Raw genomic sequence first — 25,324 nt, 5'->3', positions numbered from 1 at the left:
AGATTTCAAAGCGTTTGCCAAGACCATTTATTCTGCCATTTCGCCAAACAAGCCCACTTCACGCTCGCCCGGGCGGGCATACCCACGATACATGCCGGGGGTGTTAAATGGCATCGTAATGTTGCCGTTTCTGTCGATGGCAATAAGCCCCCCGGCACCGCCCGCCTCCCTGAGTTTTTCATGGATGATATGCTGTCCTGCCGCTTCCAGACTCATGCCCTTGTAAGACATTAGTGCCGTCATATCGTGCCCAACGGCGTACCGGATGAAATACTCTCCGTGCCCGGTACAGGACACCCCACAGGTTGCATTATCCGCGTAGGTGCCAGCGCCGATCACCGGGACATCCCCGAAACGGCCGTAGCGTTTATTGGTCATTCCTCCGGTGGAGGTGCCCGCCGTGATGTTGCCATCTTTATCCAGTGCCACACAGCCCACCGTACCGTATTTGTAATCCACAGGCAGCAAAGCGCCACTTTTTTGATCCTCCTTTGCCCGGGCGCGCTCAAGGGCTTCCCACCGGCTTTCGGTATAGAAATAATCCGCAGCGACCGTATCCAGCCCCTGCTCAATGGCAAAGGTTTCTGCGCCCGCCCCCGTCAGGAGTACGTGCCTGGAATGCTCCAGTACCGCCCGCGCTGCCCGGATGGGGTTGCGAACGTGGTGCAATCCACCCACGGCACCTGCGTTCCGGGTAGCCCCATCCATGATGGAGGCGTCGAGTTCATTTTGCCCATCGCTGGTGAAAACCGCTCCTTTTCCGGCATTGAACAGGGGAGAATCTTCCAGATAGATGATGGTTTGCTCCACCGCGTCCCGGCTGCTGCCTCCGGCGTTGAGGATGTCTTCCCCAATCGTCAGGGCGGTATTCAGGGCTTCCCGGTAAGCGGCTTCCTGTTCTCCGGTGATGTTTTCCGGCAGGATTGTCCCTGCCCCACCGTGGATGACGATGGCGTAAGCTGGCTTTTCAGCATTAGCCACCGTCTCTGAATCCGACGTAGGGTTCTTGGAACAAAAAGCGGCGCTCAAAGCCATTAGGATGATTAGAATGCGGTTCATAACTCACTTTTTTAGCGGATAAGAGTTGTCTGCCCTTTAAAGACCTCCGTAAGCCCATCTGCATATTCCACTTCCACCACCCACAGGTATACGCCGGGCTGTGCCGGTGCCCCGCGGTAGTCGCCGTCCCAGCCTTCCGCCGGCTGATTGGGCTGTATATCCTTTCGCTCAAAGATCAACTCGCCCCAGCGGTTGAAAATGCGGAAAGTCAGAATGTCTACTTCGATGTCTTCGCGCGCCAGCACATTTAGAACGTCGTTGTTGCCATCGCCATTGGGCGTGAAGCCGGTTGGCAGCTCAACGGGGCGGAACTTTTTGGCGTACAGCGTCATAATATCTTCTCCGGTACACCCGGCAATATCGGTGACAATTACTTGTATGCTCCGCTGAAACTCGACGGTAGCCAGAGGCGCACTGCAGCGGAAGCAGCTCAGTACAGAGGAATCCTTAGGGAACCACTCAAAGCCAAAGGGCGACAACCCACCGGTAATCTCCGGATTGATCCGAACGGTATCCCCGTAGTTGATAGATTGGGTACCTCCAAGGTCTACGATGATTTCATCCGGCTCACCTACAACAGCATCTTCTGCAAAGAAGCGGCAGCCATTAGCATCAGTGACCTGCACATCATAAGTACCGGGGTCCAGCCCAATGAAAGTGGAATTCCCGGAGAAAAAGGCACCGCCATCAATAGAATAGCGGTAAGTAGGCGTTCCACCAGCGGCCGCAATTTCAATACGCCCGTCCCTGTCGCCAAAACAACTCACATCCAGCCCTTCTACTGTGGCGGTTAATGCCGTATCGGGCTGTTCAATGACTATGGTCTCCGTTTGGGTGCAGTTGGCGGCATCTGTGATGGATACCGTATATGCCCCCGCAGCCACACCGGTGATCAGAGAGTCCGTCCCTCCGTTTGACCAGAGATAGGTATAGGGAGGTAGTCCACCGGATACATTAATGGAGGCACCACCGCTACGCTCGCCGAAACACTCCACCTCCGTCATCCCGCTAGACAGGCTGATTGGGCTGGATTCTGCTACGGCTACATCTAAAGTAGCGACACAGTTATTGGCATCCCGAACGGTTGCGGTGTAGGTACCCAAGCCAAGATTGTCAATATTCAGGCCCATTGCGCCGTTGCTCCAGGTAGTGGTGTAAGGTGGGGTGCCGCCGGTAACGGTCAGGGCAATTTGCCCGTCTTCGCCACCTGAGCAGGTTACCCGGTCAACATCAGCAGTAATGACAATCGCCGAAGGTTGGGCGACAGTGATAGAAGCCGTCACTTCACACCCCAAGCCGTCCGTAAGCGTCATGCCGTAAATCCCGCTTTCCAAACCCGTTTGGCCAGGCTGTGCAGGCAGCCCGTTGCTCCAGCTGTACGTGTAGTTGCCATCGCCCCCACTTGGGGTAATGGTGATTGATCCATCTGCAGCGCCATTGCAGGAAGTCTGAGCCGTTGTAAAATCCAGGCCCAACTCTGGAATACCATCCACATAAGCCGTATCGACGATCGCACAATCATTGGCATCAGAAACGGTAACCATATACATGCCTTCATCTAACCCCTGAGCCACCGGTACGGTCTGACCATTGCTCCATTCATACTCATAGCCAGGGGTTCCTCCCCCTACGACTACCGTGGCAGAACCATCGGGTTCCGGCAAACAGGTAGCCATTGTCGAATTGGTGGAAGAACTTAGCGCCTCAGGGTCTTGCAGAGTCACGGAGTCTGTTAAGGTACACCCATTGGCATCCGTGAGGGTGAGGGTGTAGGTTCCCGCCAACAAGTTTGAAGCCGTAGCCGTGCTTTGCTGATCGCTCCAGGCAAAGGTGTAGCCCCCTGCTCCTCCTTCCGGAGTTACGGTGATGCTACCTGTAGGCGTACCCTGACAAAGCGGGTCATTGGGCGCAAAGGATAAGGCCAGTTCAGTGGCTTCTGCAACAACGACTGTATCCAATGCCGTACAACCGTTGGCATCTGTCACCGTCACCTCAATGGGTCCCGACAGCAGCCCCGTGGCAATGGAATCCTGTTGCCCATCTGCCCAAAGGTAAGTATAGGGCCCGGTGCCTCCTGCCGGCGTCACCGTTGCCGTACCTGAGGCATCACCGTTACACTGTGTAGGGGTTGTCTCTGTGGTATTCAGCAGAATTTCCGGTTGTGTTACCGAGAAGCTATCCGCTACCGTGCAATTATTGTCGTCCGTGATAGTCAGAAAATAAGTACCGCTACTGAGATCGTCCCTGTCCTCTGGCCCCGCTCCAATATCACTCCAGCTGTAAATCAGCGTACCTGTGCCGCCGGAAGCGTTTACTTCTACGCCACCGTCTGACAAGCCAGCACAACTGGCTGGGAAAGGCAGCAGTTCATAAGCGATGCTGTCGGGCTCACCAATACTTATAGAATCGGTAACAAGGCAGCCGTTAGCATCGGTCAGCTCCAGGGTGTAAGTGCCGGCCGGCACCTCTGCGATGATGGAATCCGTACCGATAAGCGTCCCATCGTTTCGCCACAGGTAGCTGTATCCGGCTGTGCCCCCACCGGGGACCACAACTGCGCGACCGCTGAGGCTGTCCGCACATAACGCATCTGTACCTGATAATTGCAGGGTGAGCGGTGCGGGTTCCTGAATTTCAAAGGGTACTGAAAGGGTACAGCCATTGGCATCCTGAATATTCGCAGCATAGCTACCGGCAGGGATCTCAGTCACCACTGAGCTATCCGAAACCGCCACCAACCCACCGTCATAGGCAATTTGATACGGCAGGGTGCCGCCGGTAAGATCAAGGCTGACCACACCCGAGGAATCGCCGGCACAACTGATATCCGTAACCATTGCGGTGGCCAAAAGACTGTCGGGCTCCGGAACCGTAAGGGTATCCAAAGCCACACAACCTGTCACATCTGTAATTGCTACCGGGTAATCGCCGGCAGATAAGCCCGTTTGCAGGGAGTCCGTGCCCAGCCCTTCCCAGTTGAAACTGTAGGGGCCATTGGGTGCTGGAAGTTCCAGTGCAATAGCGCCATCAGCAGCATCTTTGCAGCTAACCGGCGTGATTTGCCCGATGATTTCCAGCGGTGCAGGTTCGGTGACCGTTATACTTAGGGTGGTACCGCAATTAGCGCCGTCCACTACTGCTACCTGATAGGTCCCGGCAGCTAAGCCATTGAATATACCGGTCGTGTTTTCCACCCCATTCAGTGCAAACTGATACGGGCCGACGGTGCCGGAAGCACTCACTTCAACGCCTCCGTCGCTGCCCCCGTTACAGGTGATGGGCGTGGTGTCCAACAGGGTGACATTTGGAGGCACGCAATCCAGTGTCTGACAGGTGATGGTGCTGGAGAAACCAGGGCAATCGCCCACCCCGCGTACTTCAATGGTCACATCGGTCAGGAAGCCCAGGTTGTTAACGGTATGGTCGGAAGGGCCATTGGCCGGCATCCAGGGCCCGCCATCCACACTGACTTCATATCCACCGGTAGCACCGGCTACTTCTTCCCAGTCTACCGTGACACTGCTGCCCGTTACATTCGCACAGTTCAATGCCGGCGCCTCGGGGCCCTCAATGACTTCAACCGTAATCGTATCTGATGTGGTACAGCCGTAGGAATCGGTGGCATTCAGAATGTAGGTGGTGGTAGTATCCGGTGTGGCAACCGGATTGGGGCAGTCCGCACAACTCAGCCCGGCGGCAGGCTGCCATTCGTAGGTAATCTCGTAGACCGGATTGAAAGTGATGGTCCAGCTGTGCAGCGTACCACCGGCACTTGGCGTATCGTCAATCATCAGTAGCTGCCAGGTGCCGTTGGAATTCTTATCGTCTCCGTAGAGGTCGGACCAAACGCCCTCCGGTGCCCAGCTGCCGGTGAATGGCAAATCGCTGACCGGCAGAGTGTTGATGTTGGTGGTGGCCTCCGGCGTAAAGCACATGTCGATGAAAAAGTCCTGCCCCAGGGCATTTCCTCCATCTGCGCCCACATCTGTCGCCAGCTCCATAAACTGATCGTTGGGCCCAATGAGGAAAAAGTCCATATCATCAATCCAGCGGTGGTCGAAGCTATCAATACAAACCGATTGGATGACCCCCGGGCCAAGCGTGGGCGGGATGACCCCGATGGCCGTCACCGGGGAAAACAACTGCACATTTGGCGGGTTGGCCGGGATACTAACGGGGGAGGTACTGGTAAAGGAAGGCGGTGGCGGCAGAGGCACTGGCAGCTCGCCCATCAGTTCCAGGCTATCGCCAAGGCACAACTGTACATCCGGACCTAAATCAGCCGGTATCAATGGGTTCTCACGTATGAGGATTGGAATGGTATCGCGGTTGCAGGGGTCCCGCTGCACGTCGATTAGAATGGTCTCTTCCCCCTCATCAATACCATCTTCAAAGGCGATGATTGGAATACTGATGGTACTGTCTCCAGCAGGAATGAACAGATCGGAAGGGATAAAAGCATAGTCCACGCCATTCTCAGCTGAGCCCAAAATCTGGTAGTCGATCGGATAATCCGACTCTACCGGACCAGGCAAACTAAAGGTCAGCAAACCTTCCGCACAACCCTCCGCTACCGATCCGTCCAGGCTAACGGTCGCGGCTTCAACATTCAGGGAGCCCGTACCGAAGCTCTTGGCCTCAAGGAAAACACCGGAGTCGAAAGCCCCATCGCTCACATCAGCAATAACCAGCTTGATGGTATAAGTGCTGCATGGCTGTACCACCGCTTCAGCCGTAAAGACATTGGAGAAACCATCGAATACCGGTTGGTTATTGGAGTTGTCGTTGTCGTTGTAGAATTCGGAATAGTCCAGGCTGCCCTCCGGAGGCGTACAGTTGCCGATGCTACCATTCGACCCTACTGTACCGGAATTGAGGTTGTTAATCGTCACCGGCAGGTCAGTACCGGGCAGGAGGGCAATATTTTCTGCGTTATTGGTAAATGGTCCGTTGATGCCTGGCCCACTGATGAAAAACCCGAAGACGTCGTTGAAGTTAGAGCAGGCATACTCCGGGTATTCCTCGGACCCAAAGATGTAGTTGAAGCGGAGGGTATCCGATATCGGAATAAAGGTAATGGTGTACCGCACCAGGTCATTCACCTCTACCCCACCGGTGATGGCCAGCAGATCAGGGTCGGCGAGATTCGTGCCCATATTGGAATTGGAGAAGTCATCTCCCACCTGATCTACGCCAGTACCCGCATTAGACGCCGCAAAACCAGTAGACATAACTATGCCCCGGTCGATCCCGATTTCGTCCTGTGCCTGATTGAAGAAACCAACGGACTGAGGGTTGCCGTTGAATTGTATATCCAGCACTTCCACACCTTCGCCCAGGAAGATATTAGAGATGAGGTTTTGGGGCGTAAAAGGGCCGCCGGTAGCGACACTCATATCCTGGGCAAAAGCGGTGAGGCTCAACATAAGGAAAGCCGATGCGCTCAGTAGTTTTCTGGTAATGGTGCTCATAGTATGCGGTGTAACACTTTTGGAAGCCTGCCAGGCCGGGTGATTCATAAATTGTAGTCTCAGTAAAATAAAGCAAAAATGGCAGCGTGGGCATTCCTAAGAATGAGTTTCCCCATTTCCGCCACTCATCAAAACAGAAATGCACTGCAATGATCTTTGGCAATATTTATCAAAAATAAGGTGTTTGCGCCAAAATGAAGTGTTCCGCCCTCATCAATTCGCCGGAGGGTTCTGAATTTGACATTTTACTCTATATTTTGGGGCTGTTAATCTAAAAAGTACGGCATTCTTTCCAAATGCCAGGTATTTTCGGACGTTGTTAAGAACACTCACCCGTAAAACGACTGTTATACCCCCTGTAAAACCGGGCTGTTCTGTTGAGTATGGAAGGGCTTTTGGCAAGCTTTGGGAAAGACCAAAATGCCAGATCGCTTCGCATAATTCAGCCAAACGCACCGGAAAGCCACAACGACAAACGATTATAATCATACCATTCTATGGGACAATTTCTGAAATTCTTATTAGCCTCCTGCCTGGGCCTGTTCATTGGTTTCTTCCTGCTCATGGGCATTGGTGCCCTTGTGATCGGGCAGGCAATCAGCGCATCCGAAAAAGTAAAGGATGTAGAGGCCAACTCGGTGCTCCACCTAACCCTCGACCGCCCCATTCCGGAGCAGACCAACAACCTGGAAATCGACCCCTTCGCTTTCGAAACGGAGAGTACCCTTGGCCTGACCGCAATCGTAGATGCCATTGACCGGGCAGCTGAGGACGACGACATCAAAGGTATATTTCTGGAGCCGGAGCAGCTAAGCGCTATCGGGCTCGCCTCCTCAGGAGTGATCCGCGATGCGCTTGTGGATTTCAAGAAAAAAGGCAAATTCATCATTGCCTACGGCGACTACTACACGCAGGCCGGCTACTACCTGGCGGCTACTGCTGATGAGGTCTTACTCAATCCACTGGGCATCGTGGACTTACGTGGCTTCTCCACGCAGATCCCGTTCTTTAAAGATATGCTGGACCGTATCGGTGTCAATATGCAGGTCTACTACGCTGGCAAATTCAAAGGCGCTACCGAGCCCTACCGCCTTAATGAACTGAGCGATGCCAACCGGCAGCAAATCCGCACTTACCTGGATGATGTGTACAACCACTTTCTGATGGGGCTGAGCGACGCCCGCGGACTAAGTGTACCGGAGCTCCGGCAGATTGCCAACGACTACGAAGGTATTGACCCCAACAGCGCGCTGAGCAGCGGCCTCGTCGACGTAATCGACCACCGGGACGCTGCCCTGAACCGCCTGCGCGACCGCCTCGGACTGGAAGAAGATGAAGACATCAAGCGGGTTAGCCTGAGCGCCTATGCCAAAGCCAGCAAGGCAGACAAAGATTACTCTGTTAAAGACAAGATTGCCATTATTTATGCAGAAGGCGCTATTGTGGATGGCAATGGGACACCGGGCACAATAGGTGACGAGCAGTACGTGAAATACATCAAAGAGGCCCGCAAAAGCGACCGCATCAAAGCCGTTGTGCTCCGGGTCAACTCACCGGGCGGCAGTGCCATGGCTTCCGAGAATATCTGGAAGGAAATCCGCCTGACGCAGGAAGCCGGCAAACCGGTGGTGGTATCTATGGGCGACTACGCCGCCTCCGGAGGTTACTATATCTCCGCAGCGGCCGACTCGATTTTCGCTGAGCCCAATACCCTGACCGGCTCCATCGGCGTCTTTTCCCTGATTCCGGACGCCAGCGATCTGATGAACGAGAAACTCGGTATCCACTTCGATACGGTGAAGACCGGCGATTTCTCCCTCGGCATCACACCATTCTTCCCGATGTCCCCACAGGGTGCCCGTTTGATGCAAATCCGTACCGATAGTATGTATGAGACTTTCCTGCAGCGGGTAAGCGAAGGCCGCGGGCTACCCAGAGATTCCGTCCACGCGATTGCACAGGGACGGGTCTGGACCGGCAATGCAGGCCTCAAAATCGGGCTGGTGGACGCCCTCGGCGGGCTGGACCGCGCCATTGATGCTGCCGCCACGCTGGCAGAACTGGACGAATACCGCACCACCGATTACCCAAAGGTCAAGGACCCTTTTCAGCAACTAATGGAACAGTGGCTGGGCGAAGAAAACGTCCGTGCACAGGCGATGCTGAAGTATCAGCTGGGTGACCAATACAAACATTACCGGCTGGTGAAAGACCTGGCGGAAAGTAAGGGTGTGCAGGCGCGTATGCCTTATTTGCTGTCGTATTAAGCAAGGCTGAGGCTAAGGTTGAGGTTGAGGGCGCTCCGATGGATTCCCGGAGGCGACAGTTCACTGTCGCTCCCTGCAGAGGGCCCCGGCTGGTCTCAACCTCATCCTCCCATAGGACTGGCACAGGACCAACCTGAGCCTGAGCCAAGACAAAACCATAACACCACAACCCTAATACCCCACAAACTCCCGGGCATGCGCCTCCATCACCTTCAGGGTATCCGCATCAGCGATCTCGCCGTTGCCGTTTTTTAGTTTAAAAATGCTGGAAATGGGCAGTTTGTTGGGCATTACCGTCATACCCAGGTAGTTGAGGACGCCGGTCAGATGGTCCATCCCGCGCAGGTTGCCTGCCCTGCCCGAAGCGATACCCACCAAAGCGGCTTTTTTATTCTGGAAGTTGCGGCTGTATTCCCGCACCGAGCAGGCATCAATGAAGAGCTTCACTGAGCCCGGGTAGCTACCGTTGTACTCTGGCATTACGAACACCATTTTATCCGCCGGCAGTACGTACTCGTCCTGCAGGGCGGCAACAGAAGGCGACTGTTCGGAATACATCGCCGCATGGAACCAGTCGTGCGGGATTTGCTCCAGCGCCAGTAGCTTCACTTCTTCTTCCGTATGCTTTTGCAGCAAGTCTGCGTACAATTTCGCAAAATTCAGGCATTCGCTGCCCTTTCGGTTGGTACCGGATATAACGGTTATCATAATTTTGTTTAGCGGCTCGTTTAAAATACAGACATAGTTTACGCAATATGAAGTGGTCTGCAACATTCAAGCAAGCCACTTCTCAGCGTAAATGCTGACATTAAGTAGGTTTGCTGTGGCAAACCACTTAATCGTCAGTATACACAGTTGGAGCCCTAAAAATGTTTAACACTTTCCAATTCTAGGCAATTTTCCTATCTTAATGCCTATATAAAATCAAGTAATCACCAAAAGCAAAAAATAGTGAAACTAACGTACTACGGCCACTCCGCCTTCGGGCTGGAAACCATGGGCAAACACATCCTCTTCGACCCCTTTATTTCACCCAACGAATTAGCGGCTGAGGTGGATGTGGACAAGATAAAAGCCGACTACATCCTCGTTTCTCACGGGCATCAGGACCATGTGGTGGATGTGGAGTCTATTGCCAAACGTACCGGCGCCAAAATCATTTCCAACTTTGAGATCGTCAGCTGGTACGGAGAAAAGGGGCTGGAGGGCCACCCTATGAACCACGGTGGCAAGGTCAAATTCGACTTTGGTATCGTCAAGTATGTCAATGCTGTCCATTCCAGTGTGTTGCCTGATGGCACCTACGGCGGCAACCCCGGCGGCTTCGTTATCTGGAATGAGGAAGGCTGCCTTTACTTTGCCGGCGACACCGCCCTGACCATGGACATGAAGCTTATTCCTATGACCTGCCCGGCCCTTGACGTGGCTATTTTGCCTGTAGGTGATAACTTCACCATGGGGTATGAAGATGCCCTGATTGCCTGCGATTTCATCGACTGTGACCGGGTAGTCGGCTGTCACTACGACACCTTTGGGTATATTAAAATAGACCATAAGGCCGCGCAAAAAGCTTTTGATGCTAAAGGAAAAGCGTTAATTTTGCCAGCAATCGGCGAAAGCCTTGAACTATGATGCGGTTTTAACCTGTATCATTCACAGCAGGGTGAAGTACGTTTTTGTTCTTCCGGCCAGGTAACCAATATTTTCGCAGCATACCAGTAACGGTACTGTGAGGTTACTAAGGTGTTACAACCACCAAGCAGCCGAAGCACACTACTTCACCCTTCATTTTTTTAGCGGGCCGGACAGTATTGCCGGGCCATCAACACGGATTCAGATTATGGGAAAAGTCGTAGCTATAGCCAACCAAAAAGGTGGCGTAGGCAAAACCACCACCGCCATCAACCTGGCCGCCAGCCTGGCCATCCTGGAAAAAAAGGTCCTGCTCATTGATGCAGACCCGCAGGGCAACGCCACCTCCGGCGTGGGTGTGATGCCGGAAGATATTGAAACGACAATCTACGATTGCCTCGTGGGCGGACTGGAAACGGAGGAGGCCATCTACGAAACTGATACCCCCAACCTGCATATCATCCCTTCCACCATTGACCTGGTCGGGGCCGAAATCGAACTGGTCAGCCAGATGAAACGAGAGTTCCTGATGCAAGACGTGGTGAATCAGGTACGGGACGACTACGACTACATCTTCATCGACTGCCTGCCGTCCCTGGGCCTCATCACCGTGAATGCCCTGACGGCTGCTGACTCCATTCTCATACCCGTACAGTGCGAGTTTTTTGCGCTGGAAGGCCTGTCTAAGCTCCGGGAGACCATTGACCTGGTGCAAAAGAAAATCAACCCCAATCTGCAAATTGAAGGCATTCTGCTATCCATGTACGACACCCGTCTGCGCCTGGCCAATATTGTGGTGGAAGAAGTGCAAAAGATGTTTAAAGATGAAGTCTTTGACACCATTATCCACCGCAACTCCAAAATTGGCGAAGCGCCCAACCTGCATATGCCGGTAGTCATGCTCAACGCTGGCAGCCGGGGCAGCATCAACTTCCTCAATTTGGCCCGGGAGTTTCTGACCAACAATAACGATCAAATGGAAGGTGTGCCCACTCTGCAGGCAGATTAGTCACGTTCCCAAAACCAAATAACCTATGGCCAAACGCATCAGCAAGAAGAAAAAGCCCAGTGCAGATGATTTGCGAAGCTCCCTGCGTACCGTTGCCGGTAAAGGCACAGGCAGCGGCGGGCGGCTGTCGTACTTCAACATCACCGAAGAAGATATCCAAAATGACCCGGCAGGCGTCAGCAAAGAGCTCGCCAACACCGTAGCGATGATCCCCGTGGTGCAAATCGCCCCCAACCCAGACCAGCCGCGTAAGGAGTTCGAGCCGGAAGCCCTGCAGGAACTGGCCGATTCCCTAAAGACCTACGGGCTCATTCAGCCCATCACCGTGCGCCGCTTCAACGACCACGAATACCAGATCATCTCCGGAGAACGCCGCTGGCGCGCCGCCCAACTCGCCAAACTGGAGGAGATTCCCACCTACATCCGCATCGCCAGCGACCAGGAAATGACCGAGATGGCACTGGTGGAAAATATTCAGCGTGAAAACCTCAACCCCATGGAGGTTGCCTTCTCCTACCACCGCCTGATTGAGGAATTCAACCTCTCCCACGAGATGCTGGCCGAGCGTGTTGGTAAAAAGCGGGCTACCATCACCAACTACCTCCGCCTCCTCGACGTCCACCTCGAAGTCATGCAAGCCCTGAAGTCGGGCGGCATCAGCATGGGCCACGGCCGCGCACTGGCCGGCATTGCAGACAAGCTGCTGCAAAAGAAAGTCCTCGATAAGGTTCTGGAAAGCCGCCTTAGTGTCCGGGACACCGAGCGCATGGTCCGCGAATATAGCAAGCAGACCAAAAAGAAAAAGGCCCTGCCCGACAACTATCAGCGCATCCTCAATGAGCTCCGCGCCAAGCTGGGCTCCAAACGCATTGACCTCAAGCTGAAGGACGCAGCCGCCGGTAAGGGGCAGATTGTGGTGCCCTTTGGCTCTGTGGAGGAGCTGAATGCGTTACTAGAGGAGTTGGAGGTGCGAATATAGGGGGCTGCGGAAGCTGGAAAAATCAATCGATCTAATGTTCGAACGAGGAGACTTTGTACGCGTAAAACCGGAAACAATACTGGATACCGGAGAAATCGCCGAAAATTGGGGCGGTGAGATATTTCATGTAGATGAGGAAAATGGGCTTTATGGTATGGGGGTTGACCTGTCAAGCGAAGAGGCTATCGAAGCCTACCTTATGAAAAAGCAGATGGCGGCCTTTGCGCAACAGCCCCGGGAGCCCCGTTACCCGACACCGCCCGAAGACCCTTTCAAGAAAAGATTTAGAGCAAAACTTTGGGGCTGGGCTGGGGCATTCATGAGGACTTGAAATATATCTACGAAGAGTATGTGGAACAATAACCGCCACACGCACCTCACCCAAAAGGCCCTCAAAAGCCTTCCCTCAAACGTTAACCCTTTCCCAATACCCGCCCTTTTTTCAATGCCAGAGCGTTTTTTGCGTTACTTTTGTAGTTTCAAACCTGGAAAAAGCGCAGCTTAAGATATGGCTCCGATAAAAATATCAGAAAAGTATGACTTACTGAAGGGCAAGCTTGACATCTTCCGCCTGTTTCTTGCACCGGCTCTCTTCTTTTGGGCAACAACCCTCACCGGGCAGGTCCCGCCTTCCAGCCTGGAGTACCCAGACACCGCTATCGTTGCCGCAGATGCAACCGCTACGGATACGGTGCAACGGCCCAAACGGAAAAACTGGTTCACCCAGGACTACCCTTCTCCCCGCAAAGCCGCCATCCTCTCCCTGGCTATTCCCGGGGGCGGTCAGATTTACAACAAGCGCTGGTGGAAACTGCCCCTGGTCTACGGTGCTGTGGTGGGCATGGGGCTCACCATCGACTACAATCAGTCTAACTACCGGCGGCTGCGGGATGCTTTGGAGCTGAAACGGGATACCATGGAGCATGAATTTTCGGGTACTTCCATAGACAATGAACGGGCCTTGCGGTCCCTGCGCGACGAGTTTGACAAAAACACACAGATGGCTTATGTGGGCATGTTCCTCGTCTACACCCTGCAGGCCCTGGAAGCTTTCGTGGACGCTCACCTCAAAACCTTTGATATAGACGACGACATCGGAATGGAAATCAAGCCTACCCTGGACTTTAATGGCTTCAATACACCAACCATCGGGCTGGGGGTCACGATTCCGCTCAACCGAAAAGCCCCTCCTCCCCTGCCCGTTGCCCGGTAACAAAAATCAGTGCGCCGATAGCGATGATCCACTAATATTGCGGCAGACTAACCGATACACAAGATGACGCAGTATATCTCCAATGGCCGCCCTGACCTGCCCCCTGGCACCTGGAAAAAATGGGTACTCGCCTGTGGCACGGGAGAATTTCTGGGCATTACCGCAGCCGCTGCTATCGCTATTGCCCACCGTTTATTATTGGGGGAACCGGCAAGTAATTCCGACCGTATGCTCAACCTGTTCTTCATGCTGATGGCGGGTGCCCTGGAAGGCAGCATCCTCGCTTACTTCCAGTATCGCCTTATCGGCAAAATTTTCCCGGAAATTGCCTGGAAGCAGTGGCTGGCGTATACAATTGCCGCAGCTGTCACCGCGTGGATGCTGGGTATGCTGCCCTCCCTTTTCCTTACAGGAAATGGCGCTACCGATCCCGGCATGGAACCGTCTCCCCTCGTTTACTACAGCATGGCAGCTTTGATGGGGCTATTGCTCGGTGCTTTATTCGGTTACTTTCAGTGGCTGCCGCTGAAGGGGCTGCGCAAAGAGGCTATGCTTTGGATCCCCGCCAATGCCCTCGGCTGGGCAGTCGGCATGGTGTTCATCTTCCTGGGCGCAAGCTGGCCGAATGCTAACACAGGCTGGCCGCTTATCCTGCTGGCGGGTGCGCTGGGTGGCATTGCCGGAGGACTTAGCGTGGGCGTCATCACGGGATTTTTCCTGCTTCGGATCGCCCGTTCTGCTCCCTAAGACCATGTTAGGACTTTAGTAATCGGCCTGCAAATGTCCCTTTTTTGCTAATACTTCGTTACAGAACCGGGCTTCATAGCGCTGCTATGATCCCGAACCTGCGCCTCGTCTAAGCAAAAAATGAATCATTTTCGACTAAGAGACCAAAATCCCAACATGGTCTAAATAAAACTGATGGAAAAGTACTATTGCCGCTTACAAAGCAGCCGCTAATGCAAACTAATCTGCTCGCTCGTTGGGTGTCGTTGAGGGTGTAGGCGCAGGATTGGAAGTAGCAAGATCAGCCGCATTTATGGGCAACGTAACCCTGAAAGTGGTGCCTTTGCCAACTTCACTGTCCAGCTCTATCTGCCCGCCCAGGCCTTCAATCTGATTTTTAGTCATGTACAACCCTAAACCCTGCCCCTCGGCACTCGCAACATGCAGCCTGGAGCCCAGCTGAAAGAGTTTATCGCGGAAACGGTCCAGATCAATACCCAAACCAAAATCTTTTACAGAAACCGTAACGGTATCGTTATGCAAGTGAGCTTCGATTATAATGTTTTTGGAGGTCTTTGTCGTACCATATTTGATCGCATTTGTAAGGAGGTTGTGAAAGATGCTGTCTAAATGAGCGGGTATCGCGCTCACCGTTATTTTTCCAGGTACATTGACAGACACCTTTACGTTATGCTTTTTGATAATTTGGTTGTTCAGGTCAATCACACGCCCAATAGTTTCCGCCAGGTTGCAGTCTTCCTTATCTTTTTGGTTGATTTCCTTTTCGAAATTCAGCAGGTGATTGATGTTCGAGATGGTCGTATCCAGCTTTTTAGTCGTCAAATCGAGCATTTCGAGGTATTCCCGGTTATCAGGCTCTGCTTTGATCATTTCGTTTAGCGCGAGCAGGTTGGCGACGGAAGCCCGGATGTTGTGGGAAGTCATGAAGGAAAATTCCCGAAGGCGCTCGTTCTGATCCGTTGTTTTCTCAAGCAGCTGCTCCAGGTCCCTTTGCTTTTGGGTACGCATCTGAATATTGACCAGCATCTGGCCGAAAAGCTTCAAAAGGGTGATCTCCCGCTGGGTGTACTGATGCCAGTGCCGGACCGAATCGAAACCTACGAAACCAATGCACATTTCCCCATTCATAAGCGGTACGGCCAAGAGGCTTTTGATCCCCTGTGGCTCCAATACCTGCCTGATACCCGAATCCTTTGGCAAATCGAATACATCCGGAATATACATTGGGAGTCCTTTGGTGTGCGTATCCACCCAATCGGGCAGCAATTCAAGCGGAACATCCTGCAGGTTATCGATCTCCGGCTCAATGCCCACCCGGCACCATTCGTAAGTATTGGTGCAAATCTCCCGCTCAAAGTGATAATCAAAAATGTAGACCCGGTCCGCATCTACAAACTCGCCCATCTGCTGTAAGGAAATATTGATAGCGGAAGCGACCTCTCCAAGCGGCAGATTGATATACTTGGAAGAGATATCCATCAGGATTTTCTGCATCTGCGTTAGGCTCTGCAGGCGTTGCTCTGAAATCTTGCGCTCCGTAATTTCCCTGCTGATCAGTACAATTTCTCCGGAGCGGGGCTCCAGCTCACCTTTGGTCTCCACCCAAAGCCATTTTCCGTTACGGTGCTTAAAACGGTGCTCCAACTCAAAAGAGCTTTGGCTATCATCGTCTTTGAGTGCCTCCAGGGCGAGGATGGTTTTCTCTATGTCCTCCGGGTGCAGGAACAAGGACAAGCGGTGCCCATCGGTCTCCTCAGAGGTATACCCGTAGTTGTCCAGCCAGCTGGGCGAGGTATAAAGCACTTCGCCTTCGGTGTTGACTTTCAGCACGCTATCCCCAATATAGTTGACCAGCATCTGGTAATCCTGCCGGCCCGCTTCCACTTTCTTTTCCAGTTCCTGGTTGTACTGGCTCAGGCGTTTGCTTTGCCGTTCGTAGTGGGTCTGCCGTACCATATTGACAAAAAAGGCTACTGCCCCCAGAGCTGCGAGTAACCCCAGAATACCGTACCAGGACTTATACCAAACCGTAGAAATTTGCAGGTCAAATTTTAAGGGTTCACTCCAGCGGTGAGCCGAAGACTGACGGCCCTGAACGGTGATCTCAGACACCCCTTTGCTAAGGTCAGAAAAAGACAATTCATTATTCCGGGTATAGATCGTCCGGGGGGCTTCCTGCCCTCCTGCTATTTGGATGCGGTATTCGGTGAGCGTGGACGGATAACCTACGCTGAGGTAGCGTACCGAAAGGTAGTCATCCATATCTGCTTCAAAGCGGTTGCTGGCCTTTTCGTATACTACCCCTTTGGAGGACTCCACCTGCAGCAGCAATGGCTGATCGGTATTATTATCGGGCATAGGCCGAGCAGAAACAGCTAGCCCGTTGGGCGTGCCCACCCATATACTTCCTGAGCCATCAGCCTTGATATTCCTCCAGTTAATAGCTTTGGAAGGCAAGCCATGCATAGTCGTGTAGGTGAGCAGCACATTATCCTGCAGCAGGTTCAGCCCATTTGCAGTAGCAAACCAGATCTCATTGTCAGCACCAATGGAGACTGCTGAGACAGAAATACCATTGGTTTCTTCAGAAGCGATAGCTGAGTATTCTCCTTCTTTGTATTGAAACAGGCCAAGAGACGCCCCCAGTACCACCCCCTGATCTGTGCTGTACGCCAGGTCAATAACCCGGAAGTCTTGCTCCTTATCGACGTCAAGCTGTCCTTCTACCGGCAGGAAACGCCCCTGAGCTTCGTCAAACCGGAAAAGCGGCTGATCTGCGCTTGTTCCTCCAAGGTACAACTGACTGTCCTGAGGGTTAAAAAGGAGAGCCTCAGGATTGTCGGGCCAGCCATTCTCCTGTTCCTGGTATACTTTCACGCTACCATCAGGCTCAAGGCTGAGCAGCCCCAAAGACTGTGCCTGACAGATCCATATCCGACCCTTCGGATCAACAGCCATATTAAAAACCTCCCTGCCGTAACCCGATAGGTCATAAGTCTTTTGTGAGCGCTTATCCCAACTAAGCATTAACACCCTGCCTCCGGCTCCGCCCAGCCATAACCCGAAAGGCGTGGCCACCATGGTATATACCTCAAAGGGAGGGCGAAAAAAAGGCAGAAGGCTGCTGTCCTCCGCCCTGTTTGTAGCGGTAACAAAAACCTGTCCTCCATCTGAAAGATAGGTCTTCCCCTCAAAGTGGGTTATATTCTGAATATAGCGGTTGCCCAGCTGACGAGGAAAAGCTGATTCAAACGACTTGGGCTTGAGCAGCAGTAATCCATTATCGGTACCTACCCACAGATCTCCGTTCATGCCTTCACTTAAAGAGGAGAATGAGGAGACTTCCCAATCTTGTTTGAGCGCATAAGCCTGCCCATTTTCGTCCAATCGGAAAATACCATCATTGCGCACCGCTACCACTACATGGCCATCCCTGAGCCGTCTCATGGCAATCGGCCCTATGCCGTTAAGCTGTTCAACACGCTCCAGCGTACCTGTTTCACTTAGCAATACCTGATAAACACCACCATAAGTGGCCACCCAGATTTTTCCACGGCCCACTTGCAATGCAGCATTAGCCCCGACCGGAAGCTGATGTAGCGGCCCGGAGAATGCGTCATTCTCCTTATCATACCGGAAAAGGGCACCATTCTTGGACACGGTGAATAAATGTCCCCGGCCATCTTCAGCAAAACTGAAGGAGAGCGTGAAATCCTCACTGTGATGCTCCGCGCTGAAGGGGTGGATTTTTATCGCCTTGCCTTCTATACAGAAGACGTTATTGTTGTTGCTGCCCCAGATACGGCCCTGCTCATCCTTGAATAATTTTTTGGTCAGCCGGATGCGCTGATCGGGAAAGGCTTTTCTAATAACAGCTGACTGCAGGGAAGGCTCAACCCAATACAAGCCCTCGTCTGTGGAAACCAGGAGCCGTTCTCCCACTAGCTGAATATCTTTGATAAAGGGCGTGGGGATCTTATCACGAAAGGAATTGAACTGATTACCGTCGTACCGGATGAGCCCGCCGTCTGTAGCCAGCCAAATCAGCCCAAACGGGTCTACAGCAGTGGCTTTGATCAGGGTATTTTGCATGCCATCCAGCTCATTGTAACTAAACACCTTATACTGCTGTGCCAACAATGAGCTCCCCGAAAGGGAGAGGAAAAAAAATAAAAGTATAGTTAACGGGCTGCGCATATCCAGGGTTTTGTCAGAGGTGCCTCCGTACAGACCTGTAATATCGAACTCCATGCGCTTATTTGCAAGAAATAACTAAAAAATAAGAACGCCTGAGGCCCATTAATCCTAAATCATTGTTTGCCCTATGCGCTGAATCCGCAAATGATCTTTTAACTTTAGGAGTTAGCAAATATCCAACAAACGGAAACCAAACATCATGAGAGGCTGCATGACCATCCTTATTTTTTTATTCATCCTGGGCTCCGGCTGCGGGGGCGATTCCCCACAGCCTGATTCCGCCGAAACCACCAGCCGAATCCCACCCGACTCCCTGCGCCAACTGTACCGGCAATACCGTTTGATGCGCACCGACACCCTGCCTGCAAGACAGGTACAGGAACGCCAAAAACTTTATCCGGTAGACGAAGCCTCTATGGACACTGCATTCTTCGTTTTCCGCGAACAACTGCTGCAAGCCGTGCAGGAACGCGATGTTTTTGCGCTGCTGGATGCCGTGGACAAAGACATCAAGGTTTCAGGAGCAAAAGAACCGGGCGTAGCAGGCCTGGTGAGCCACTACGGGCTTACTCCTACCGCCGCCGACAGTCTCCCTATCTGGCCCATACTGGAGGAACTGCTAAAAGCCGGAGGAGCCTTCAGCAACAACGGCCGGGTATTCACAGCCCCCTACTACGCTGCCACCTGGCCGGAGGAACTTTCCAAAAACGAGTATGCCGCTATCACAGGGAGTGGTGTACGCATACGCAGTGAGCCGAGGCTCAACAGCGATATTGTCAAAACCGTTTCCTACGAACTGGTCCAATACCTCGAAACCACTGATCAAACCGAAATAATCGGCGGGGAAACCCACCCCTGGTACCGTATTGAACTATCCGGGGGGAAAGTGGGGTTTGTATATGGTAAATTTGCGGCACGCCCTACCGGCTACCGCGCCCAATTTGAAAAAACAGGGCCACAGCAATGGGCAATGACACAGTTGATCCACGGAGAGTAACCTAAATTGGCTACCTTGCCCTCAAACGCAATCCCTTTGGAAGAACAACTACACCCGGCACCGGCCACGCAAACCTACGTCACGGTCATCCTTCCGCTGGCGGTACCTAAACCGTTTACCTACGAAGTACCGGAGCCCCTGGTACCGGAAGCCGAATTCGGCAAACGGGTGGAGGTGGAGTTCGGAAAAGCCAAACGGTACAGCGCACTCATCCTGGAAGTTACCAATCAGCCACCGGCCGCCTATCAGCCCAAGCTGCTGCTGTCCGTTATTGATGAATCTCCGATCGTCAACGAAACACAGGTGAGGCTCTGGCGCTGGATTGCGGATTATTACCTCTGCTCCCTGGGGGAAGTGATGAATGCAGCTCTGCCGGCCAACCTCAAGCTCAGCAGCGAGACGATCCTCAGCCTCAGCCCGCTCTTTGGGCAGGACTTCAGCGGTCTAAGCGACCAGGAATACCTTATTGCCGAAGCACTGACAATTCAAAAGGAGATCACGATTGATGATGTGCGCGGCATCCTTCAGCGCAAAACGGTCTACCCCCTCATCCGCCGGATGCTTGACAAGCGTATTCTTTACCTCAAGGAAGACCTCAAACAAAAATACAAGCCCAAGACCATAGGCTGTGTCCGCCTGCAGGAGCCCTATGCCTCTCAGCCCAAGCTGCTGGAGGAGGCCTTCGCCAAACTGAGCCGCTCTACCCGTCAGGTGGAAGCCCTGATGGCCTACGTTCAGATTTCAAGAGGGCTGGACCATGTGCGCAAACAAGATGTCTATGACAAAGCGGGTGTGGATAGCACCGTGCTGCGAGCCATTGAGAAAAAAGGCATTTTTGAACTGTATGAGCATGAGGTCAGCCGAATTGGCGGATATGAAGAAACGACCATCGAAGCCAGCACCCTTTCTGACCAACAGACCCGGGCAATGGCTGAAATACGCGCCGGATTTGAAGACAACAAACCGGTATTGCTGCATGGGGTGACCGGTAGTGGCAAGACCCGGGTCTATATTGAGCTGATTCAGGAAACCATTGACCGGGGCGAGCAGGTGTTGTACCTCTTGCCGGAAATTGCCCTGACTACGCAGATTGTTTCCCGCCTGGAGCGGGTTTTTGGCGATGATATTACTGTTTACCACAGCCGCCTCAACAACAACGAGCGGGTGGAGCTTTGGAACAGCGTGCTCAATGGCAAACCCGTACTTCTGGGGGCACGTTCCGCCCTCTTTCTGCCTTTTTCCAAACTGGGGCTCATTGTGGTCGACGAAGAGCATGACCCCTCCTTTAAGCAATACGACCCCAACCCGCGGTATAATGCCCGGGATGCGGCCGTCTTTTTGGCACATCTGCACGGCGCAAAGGTCATTCTGGGCACCGCCACGCCATCGCTGGAGTCCTTTGCCAATACCAAAAAAGACAAGTACCGGCTGGTGGAAATGCCGGAGCGCTTTGGAGGGCTGCAACTGCCTGAAATGAAAATTGTCGATGCCAAGCAGGAACTAAAGGAGCGCAAATTGCAATCCCACTTCACCTCCGTGCTTATCGATGCCCTGAAAAACACGCTGGAGCAGGGGCAACAAGCTATTTTGTTCCAAAACCGGCGCGGCTATTCCCCAACCTACCGCTGCACGACCTGCGGCTGGCATGCGGAGTGTATTCAGTGCGATGTCAGCCTGACCTACCACAAATACCACAACAACCTGCGCTGCCATTACTGCGGCTATCAGACCAACCTGCCCTCGGCCTGCCCGGCCTGCGGCGACAAAAAGCTGGTCATCAAGGGGTTTGGTACCGAGAAAATTGAGGATGAGCTTAAGATTTACCTGCCGGATGCACGCATAGCCCGCATGGACCTCGACACGGTGCGCGGCAAACATGCTCACGCCCGGCTTATTAATGATTTCGAGGAGGGCCGTACCGATATCCTGGTGGGCACACAGATGGTGACCAAGGGGCTCGACTTTGAGAAGGTGGCAGTGGTGGGCGTGCTTAGTGCCGATCAGCTGTTGCAGTTCCCGGATTTTCGGGCGGGGGAGCGGGCCTTTCAGCTCATGTTGCAGGTGGCTGGCCGGGCCGGGCGCAAGCACAAGCGCGGACAGGTCATCATACAAGCCTTCAATACCACAAGCCCGGTGCTACGGGAAGTCCTGGCCGGAGATTATCCCGGCTTTTTCACCCGGGAAATGATGGAGCGCAATCAGTTTCAGTACCCGCCCTATGTGCGCCTGATCCGCATCACGCTTAAGCACACCAAGCCCGCTACCGTCAACGATGGAGCCAAGCTATTCGAAAAAGTACTGAAAAAGCGGCTGGGCGACTGGGCTATGGGCCCGGCGGTACCTTATGTGTCGAGGATACGAAGCTACTACCTGCTGGATTTTATGATCAAGGTACCAAAAGACCCCAAAAAGCTGGCTTATGCCAAGGCCAGCATCCGGGAAGCTACTGAATACCTCAACCAAGCCAAAGGGCTGAGCAATGTGCGGGTGAGCGTGGACGTAGACCCGTACTGATATCAAAAACAATGGACATGAGCCTGAAACAGCAAACTTATGAAATCCTAAACGTCTCCCGGGAAAAAGGAGACCTGAGCTGGTGGGTAGACATGCTGCTCATCGCCCTCATCAGCTTGAATGCACTGGCGCTAATCCTGGAAACCGTAGAGCCCATCTACCAGCAACATGCCACCTTTTTCTATTACTTCGAGCTCGTTTCGGTGATCATTTTCTCGGTGGAATATGTGCTGAGGGTCTGGTCTGCCAATGCCGCTCCTGAATACCGACAGCCCTTCACCGGCAATCTCCGCTACGCCCTGACGCCCCTGGCGCTTATAGACCTTTTAGCCGTGCTCCCCTTTTACCTGCCCCTGCTCGGCTTTGATTTCCGTATTGCACGCACACTGCGGTTATTCCGGCTGTTGCGGTTATTCAAAATCTCCCGCTACACCAAAGCCCTGCACCACATCAGCATCGTCTTCCGCGACAAGCGGGAAGAACTCGGCATTTCCCTGACTTTCACCACGCTACTTTTGTTGCTCGCCTCCACCCTTATGTACTATGCTGAGCACGAAGCCCAACCCGAAGCTTTCTCCAGCATACCCGAGACCATGTGGTGGGGCATTGCGACCCTCACGACCGTAGGCTACGGAGATGTGTACCCAGTCACTGCCCTGGGCAAGTTGCTGGGCGGCATAATTGCGGTCATCGGTATCGGGCTGTTTGCACTGCCCACCGGCATCCTCGCCTCCGGCTTTTCGGAGGAGCTCTCGAAAAAGGAGGAGACGGCCTGCCCGCACTGTGGGAAGGATTTAGCGGGAGGTGGGGATTTGTAGCAGCCAGTCTTTGTTGGCCAGAGTGACCATGAAGTGATAAATAAAAGCGGCCAGTTGCTCCTTAAAGGTTCCACAACTGGCCAGCTCATTCCGTTGTCTGTAGCACAATTCCCGGCAGGCTTTTATCAACTAAGTCTGATTACGCCAGACCGGGCGTATCTGATGAAATTCATCAAACAATAGGTGCTGTATGTTTATTTTGACTCAAGGCTTTATCCCTGGCTCGTGGGCCGCATCTGCAGCTCATTAACATGCACGTCATCTGGTTGGGAGACAGCGTAATGTATCGCCTGAGCAATCGCATCACTGTTCAGAAAATCCAGGTCGCCCATAGCATCCTTAAAGTCTTCGACCAGTTCCTTATCGGTGATGGTGTTGGTCAGCTCCGTGTCCACGGCACCGGGCTCTATGCAGGTTACCCTGATGTTATGGCTGGGTGCCAGTTCCTGCCGCAGGCCATCGCTAATGGCTCGTACCGCAAACTTAGTGCCTGAATATACCGCACCGCCCGGCATGACCTCACGGCCTGCAACACTGGAAATATTCACAATATGTCCTTTTTTGCGCTCCACCATATCAGGCAGCGTTTCTGCAAGGCAGTGGAGGACGCCGTTTACATTGACATCCACCATCTTTAGCCATTCTTCCAAATGCATGTTTTTCATGTAGCTGAGCGGCATGATACCAGCGTTGTTCACCAGTACATCGCAGGGACCGAAGGTATCATTCGTTTTTTGGACGAGGTTTTTGATATCCCCGCGCTTTGTCACGTCTGCCTCGACAGCCAATGCTGTGCCGCCTGCTTTTTCGATATCGCTTTTGAGTGCTTCCAGACGGTCCTTACGGCGGGCAGCCAAAACGACTTTAGCACCATCGCCGGCGAGTTTTTTAGCGGTAGCTTCGCCTATGCCGCTACTGGCACCGGTGATGATGACGACTTGATCTTGTAAGTTCATAGGTTGTATATTTTTCTTTTATTGAAATAATTGGCGCTAGGCTAGTTCCATAATTGCTTTGGCATTGACAAATTCCCGGACTCCAAAGCCACCGTGCTCACGCCCGTAGCCTGAATCTTTCACGCCACCGAAAGGCATGTTGGGCTGTGCCAGGCCGAAGGAATTGATGAAAACCATACCGGTATCAAAATGGTCGCGGGCCAACTGCCGTGCCCGGTCCGGATTTTTGGAAAATATACCTCCGCCGAGCCCAAAGCGGCTGTCGTTGGCGATGCGGAGGGCATCCTCATCATCTTTAGCGCGGATGAGTGAGGCCACCGGCCCAAATAATTCTTCTTCATAAGCGGGCTGGCCGGGCTTTACATTATCCAGGACAGTTGCCGGATAGAAATAACCGGGACCATCTGGCATTTCACCACCACAAAGGATTTTGGCGCCTTTTTGAACGCTTTTCTGAAGTTGTTCGTGCAGTTCATCCCGAAGGTCTTTCCGAGCCATGGGACCGAGCTGGTAATCATCATTGGTGGGGTCCCCGTAGGTGAGGCTTTGCATTTGGGCGACGAAAGCATCCCGGAAGTCCTCATACATGCTGTCCACCACGATGAAGCGTTTGGCAGCCACGCAGGTTTCGCCGTTGTTGTATACCCGCCCCATCACACAGGCTTTCACGGCGGTATCGAGGTCTGCATCTGAAAGCACGATATAAGCATCATTGGAGCCCAGTTCCATTACGGTTTTCTTAAGGGCTTCTCCGGCTTTTTTAGCTACAACTCTGCCGGCACCGGGGCTACCGGTCAGGGTGACGCCACGTACCAGTTCGTGTTCAATCACCTTGTCCGACTGATCGTGGTCAATAAGCAATACCTTAAAAATATCGGCTGGCAAGCCTGCTTTTTGGAATAGTTTCTCGAGCAACAGCGCGGAGCCTGTTACATTCTCAGCATGCTTGAGCAATACGCCGTTTCCAGCCATAAGGCTGGCTACTGCGTAGCGGATTACCTGATAAGCCGGGAAATTCCAGGGCTGAATGCCGTAGACAACTCCGATAGGGCTATAGGTTACCAGACCGTTGCCGCCGTTGGGCAGTTCCCGCTCTTCATCCTGCAGCAGTTCAGGAGCAGACTGGGCAGTGTATTCGCAAATGCCGGCGCAAAGTTCAATTTCCTGACGCCCCTGCCGGTGGAGCTTGCCCATTTCCCGGGTCATGGTTTCCATCAGTTCGTCCTTATGGTCGCGCAGGGTCTGAGCCAGATTCTGAAGGTGCTCGCCGCGTTCGGCGTAAGAAAGGGTTTTCCATTTCAGAAAAGCAGCATGACAGGCCCGGATGGTCTCATCAACCTGTTGATCGGAAAATTGCTCATACGATTGGATAGCTTCGCCAGTGGCGGGATTAGTGGTTGTTAACATAGGTTACTTTTGGGTTTGGATTTATGGAACGGGAAGCCTGATATGATGTTCGCCAGAA

At 53.1% G+C, this 25,324-nt stretch carries 16 protein-coding genes; 10 read left to right on the top strand and 6 right to left on the bottom strand.

The window, feature by feature from the left end:
- Nucleotides 1-27: 27 nt before the first annotated feature.
- Together ACO08I_RS27055 and ACO08I_RS27050 are read right to left on the bottom strand one after the other, a co-directional pair.
- Nucleotides 28-1,059, bottom strand: a complete 1,032-nt coding sequence (locus tag ACO08I_RS27055; RefSeq protein WP_421947678.1) for an isoaspartyl peptidase/L-asparaginase family protein — start codon at nucleotides 1,057-1,059, stop codon at nucleotides 28-30.
- Nucleotides 1,060-1,070: 11 nt separating this feature from the next.
- Entirely contained in the window at nucleotides 1,071-6,530 is a 5,460-nt protein-coding gene (locus tag ACO08I_RS27050; protein ID WP_421947677.1) for a choice-of-anchor L domain-containing protein, read from the bottom strand.
- Between the two features lie 497 nt (nucleotides 6,531-7,027).
- Between ACO08I_RS27050 and sppA the strand changes: the two genes are divergently transcribed.
- Entirely contained in the window at nucleotides 7,028-8,797 is a 1,770-nt protein-coding gene (sppA, locus tag ACO08I_RS27045; protein WP_282776611.1) for a signal peptide peptidase SppA, read from the top strand.
- 171 nt (nucleotides 8,798-8,968) lie between these two features.
- On the opposite strand, the gene ACO08I_RS27040 is transcribed toward sppA, so the two are convergent.
- Entirely contained in the window at nucleotides 8,969-9,505 is a 537-nt protein-coding gene (locus ACO08I_RS27040) for an NADPH-dependent FMN reductase (protein WP_044223749.1), read from the bottom strand.
- Between the two features lie 243 nt (nucleotides 9,506-9,748).
- Here ACO08I_RS27040 and ACO08I_RS27035 point away from each other — a divergent pair, with 243 nt between their 5' ends.
- The 6 genes from ACO08I_RS27035 to ACO08I_RS27010 all read left to right on the top strand — a co-directional run bounded on the left by ACO08I_RS27035 (nucleotide 9,749) and on the right by ACO08I_RS27010 (nucleotide 14,377).
- Nucleotides 9,749-10,429 (top strand): metal-dependent hydrolase, encoded by a 681-nt coding sequence (locus ACO08I_RS27035; RefSeq protein WP_421947676.1) that lies wholly within the window; start codon nucleotides 9,749-9,751, stop codon nucleotides 10,427-10,429.
- A 208-nt stretch (nucleotides 10,430-10,637) separates the two neighbouring features.
- Complete coding sequence (locus ACO08I_RS27030; RefSeq protein ID WP_282776605.1) at nucleotides 10,638-11,438, top strand: ParA family protein; 801 nt, start codon at nucleotides 10,638-10,640, stop codon at nucleotides 11,436-11,438.
- 25 nt (nucleotides 11,439-11,463) lie between these two features.
- Entirely contained in the window at nucleotides 11,464-12,417 is a 954-nt protein-coding gene (locus ACO08I_RS27025) for a ParB/RepB/Spo0J family partition protein (protein ID WP_421947675.1), read from the top strand.
- A 34-nt stretch (nucleotides 12,418-12,451) separates the two neighbouring features.
- A complete protein-coding gene (locus ACO08I_RS27020; protein WP_421947674.1) occupies nucleotides 12,452-12,748 on the top strand; it encodes a hypothetical protein in 297 nt (98 codons plus the stop codon).
- Between the two features lie 177 nt (nucleotides 12,749-12,925).
- Nucleotides 12,926-13,630, top strand: a complete 705-nt coding sequence (locus ACO08I_RS27015) for a DUF5683 domain-containing protein (RefSeq protein ID WP_421947673.1) — start codon at nucleotides 12,926-12,928, stop codon at nucleotides 13,628-13,630.
- Nucleotides 13,631-13,693: 63 nt separating this feature from the next.
- Nucleotides 13,694-14,377 carry a hypothetical protein gene (locus tag ACO08I_RS27010; RefSeq protein ID WP_421947672.1) on the top strand — a complete coding sequence of 228 codons (684 nt, stop codon included), beginning with the start codon at nucleotides 13,694-13,696 and terminating at the stop codon, nucleotides 14,375-14,377.
- A gap of 219 nt (nucleotides 14,378-14,596) precedes the next feature.
- Here ACO08I_RS27010 and ACO08I_RS27005 read toward each other — a convergent pair whose 3' ends face one another.
- Nucleotides 14,597-18,628, bottom strand: a complete 4,032-nt coding sequence (locus ACO08I_RS27005) for a sensor histidine kinase (RefSeq protein WP_421947671.1) — start codon at nucleotides 18,626-18,628, stop codon at nucleotides 14,597-14,599.
- Between the two features lie 157 nt (nucleotides 18,629-18,785).
- Here ACO08I_RS27005 and ACO08I_RS27000 point away from each other — a divergent pair, with 157 nt between their 5' ends.
- From ACO08I_RS27000 to ACO08I_RS26990, 3 genes are read left to right on the top strand one after another with little or no spacing between them, the layout of a single operon-like run.
- On the top strand, nucleotides 18,786-19,571 hold the full coding sequence (locus tag ACO08I_RS27000; protein ID WP_421947670.1) for an SH3 domain-containing protein: 786 nt from the start codon (nucleotides 18,786-18,788) through the stop codon (nucleotides 19,569-19,571).
- A 36-nt stretch (nucleotides 19,572-19,607) separates the two neighbouring features.
- Complete coding sequence (gene priA / locus ACO08I_RS26995) at nucleotides 19,608-22,085, top strand: replication restart helicase PriA (RefSeq protein ID WP_421947669.1); 2,478 nt, start codon at nucleotides 19,608-19,610, stop codon at nucleotides 22,083-22,085.
- A gap of 17 nt (nucleotides 22,086-22,102) precedes the next feature.
- Complete coding sequence (locus tag ACO08I_RS26990) at nucleotides 22,103-22,903, top strand: ion transporter (protein ID WP_282776591.1); 801 nt, start codon at nucleotides 22,103-22,105, stop codon at nucleotides 22,901-22,903.
- 212 nt (nucleotides 22,904-23,115) lie between these two features.
- Here the strand turns inward: ACO08I_RS26990 and ACO08I_RS26985 are convergent, their stop codons facing one another.
- Entirely contained in the window at nucleotides 23,116-23,859 is a 744-nt protein-coding gene (locus ACO08I_RS26985) for an SDR family oxidoreductase (RefSeq protein WP_421947668.1), read from the bottom strand.
- A gap of 36 nt (nucleotides 23,860-23,895) precedes the next feature.
- Nucleotides 23,896-25,266: an NAD-dependent succinate-semialdehyde dehydrogenase gene (locus tag ACO08I_RS26980; protein WP_293570006.1), complete on the bottom strand. Its 1,371-nt coding sequence runs from the start codon at nucleotides 25,264-25,266 to the stop codon at nucleotides 23,896-23,898.
- Between the last annotated feature and the right edge of the window lie 58 nt (nucleotides 25,267-25,324).

Source organism: Phaeodactylibacter xiamenensis (assembly GCF_965229835.1).
Classification (GTDB): Bacteria; Bacteroidota; Bacteroidia; order Chitinophagales; family Saprospiraceae; genus Phaeodactylibacter; species Phaeodactylibacter xiamenensis.
The sequence above is the reverse complement of the archived record's forward strand: the minus strand, read 5'-3'. Positions and strand labels throughout refer to the sequence as shown.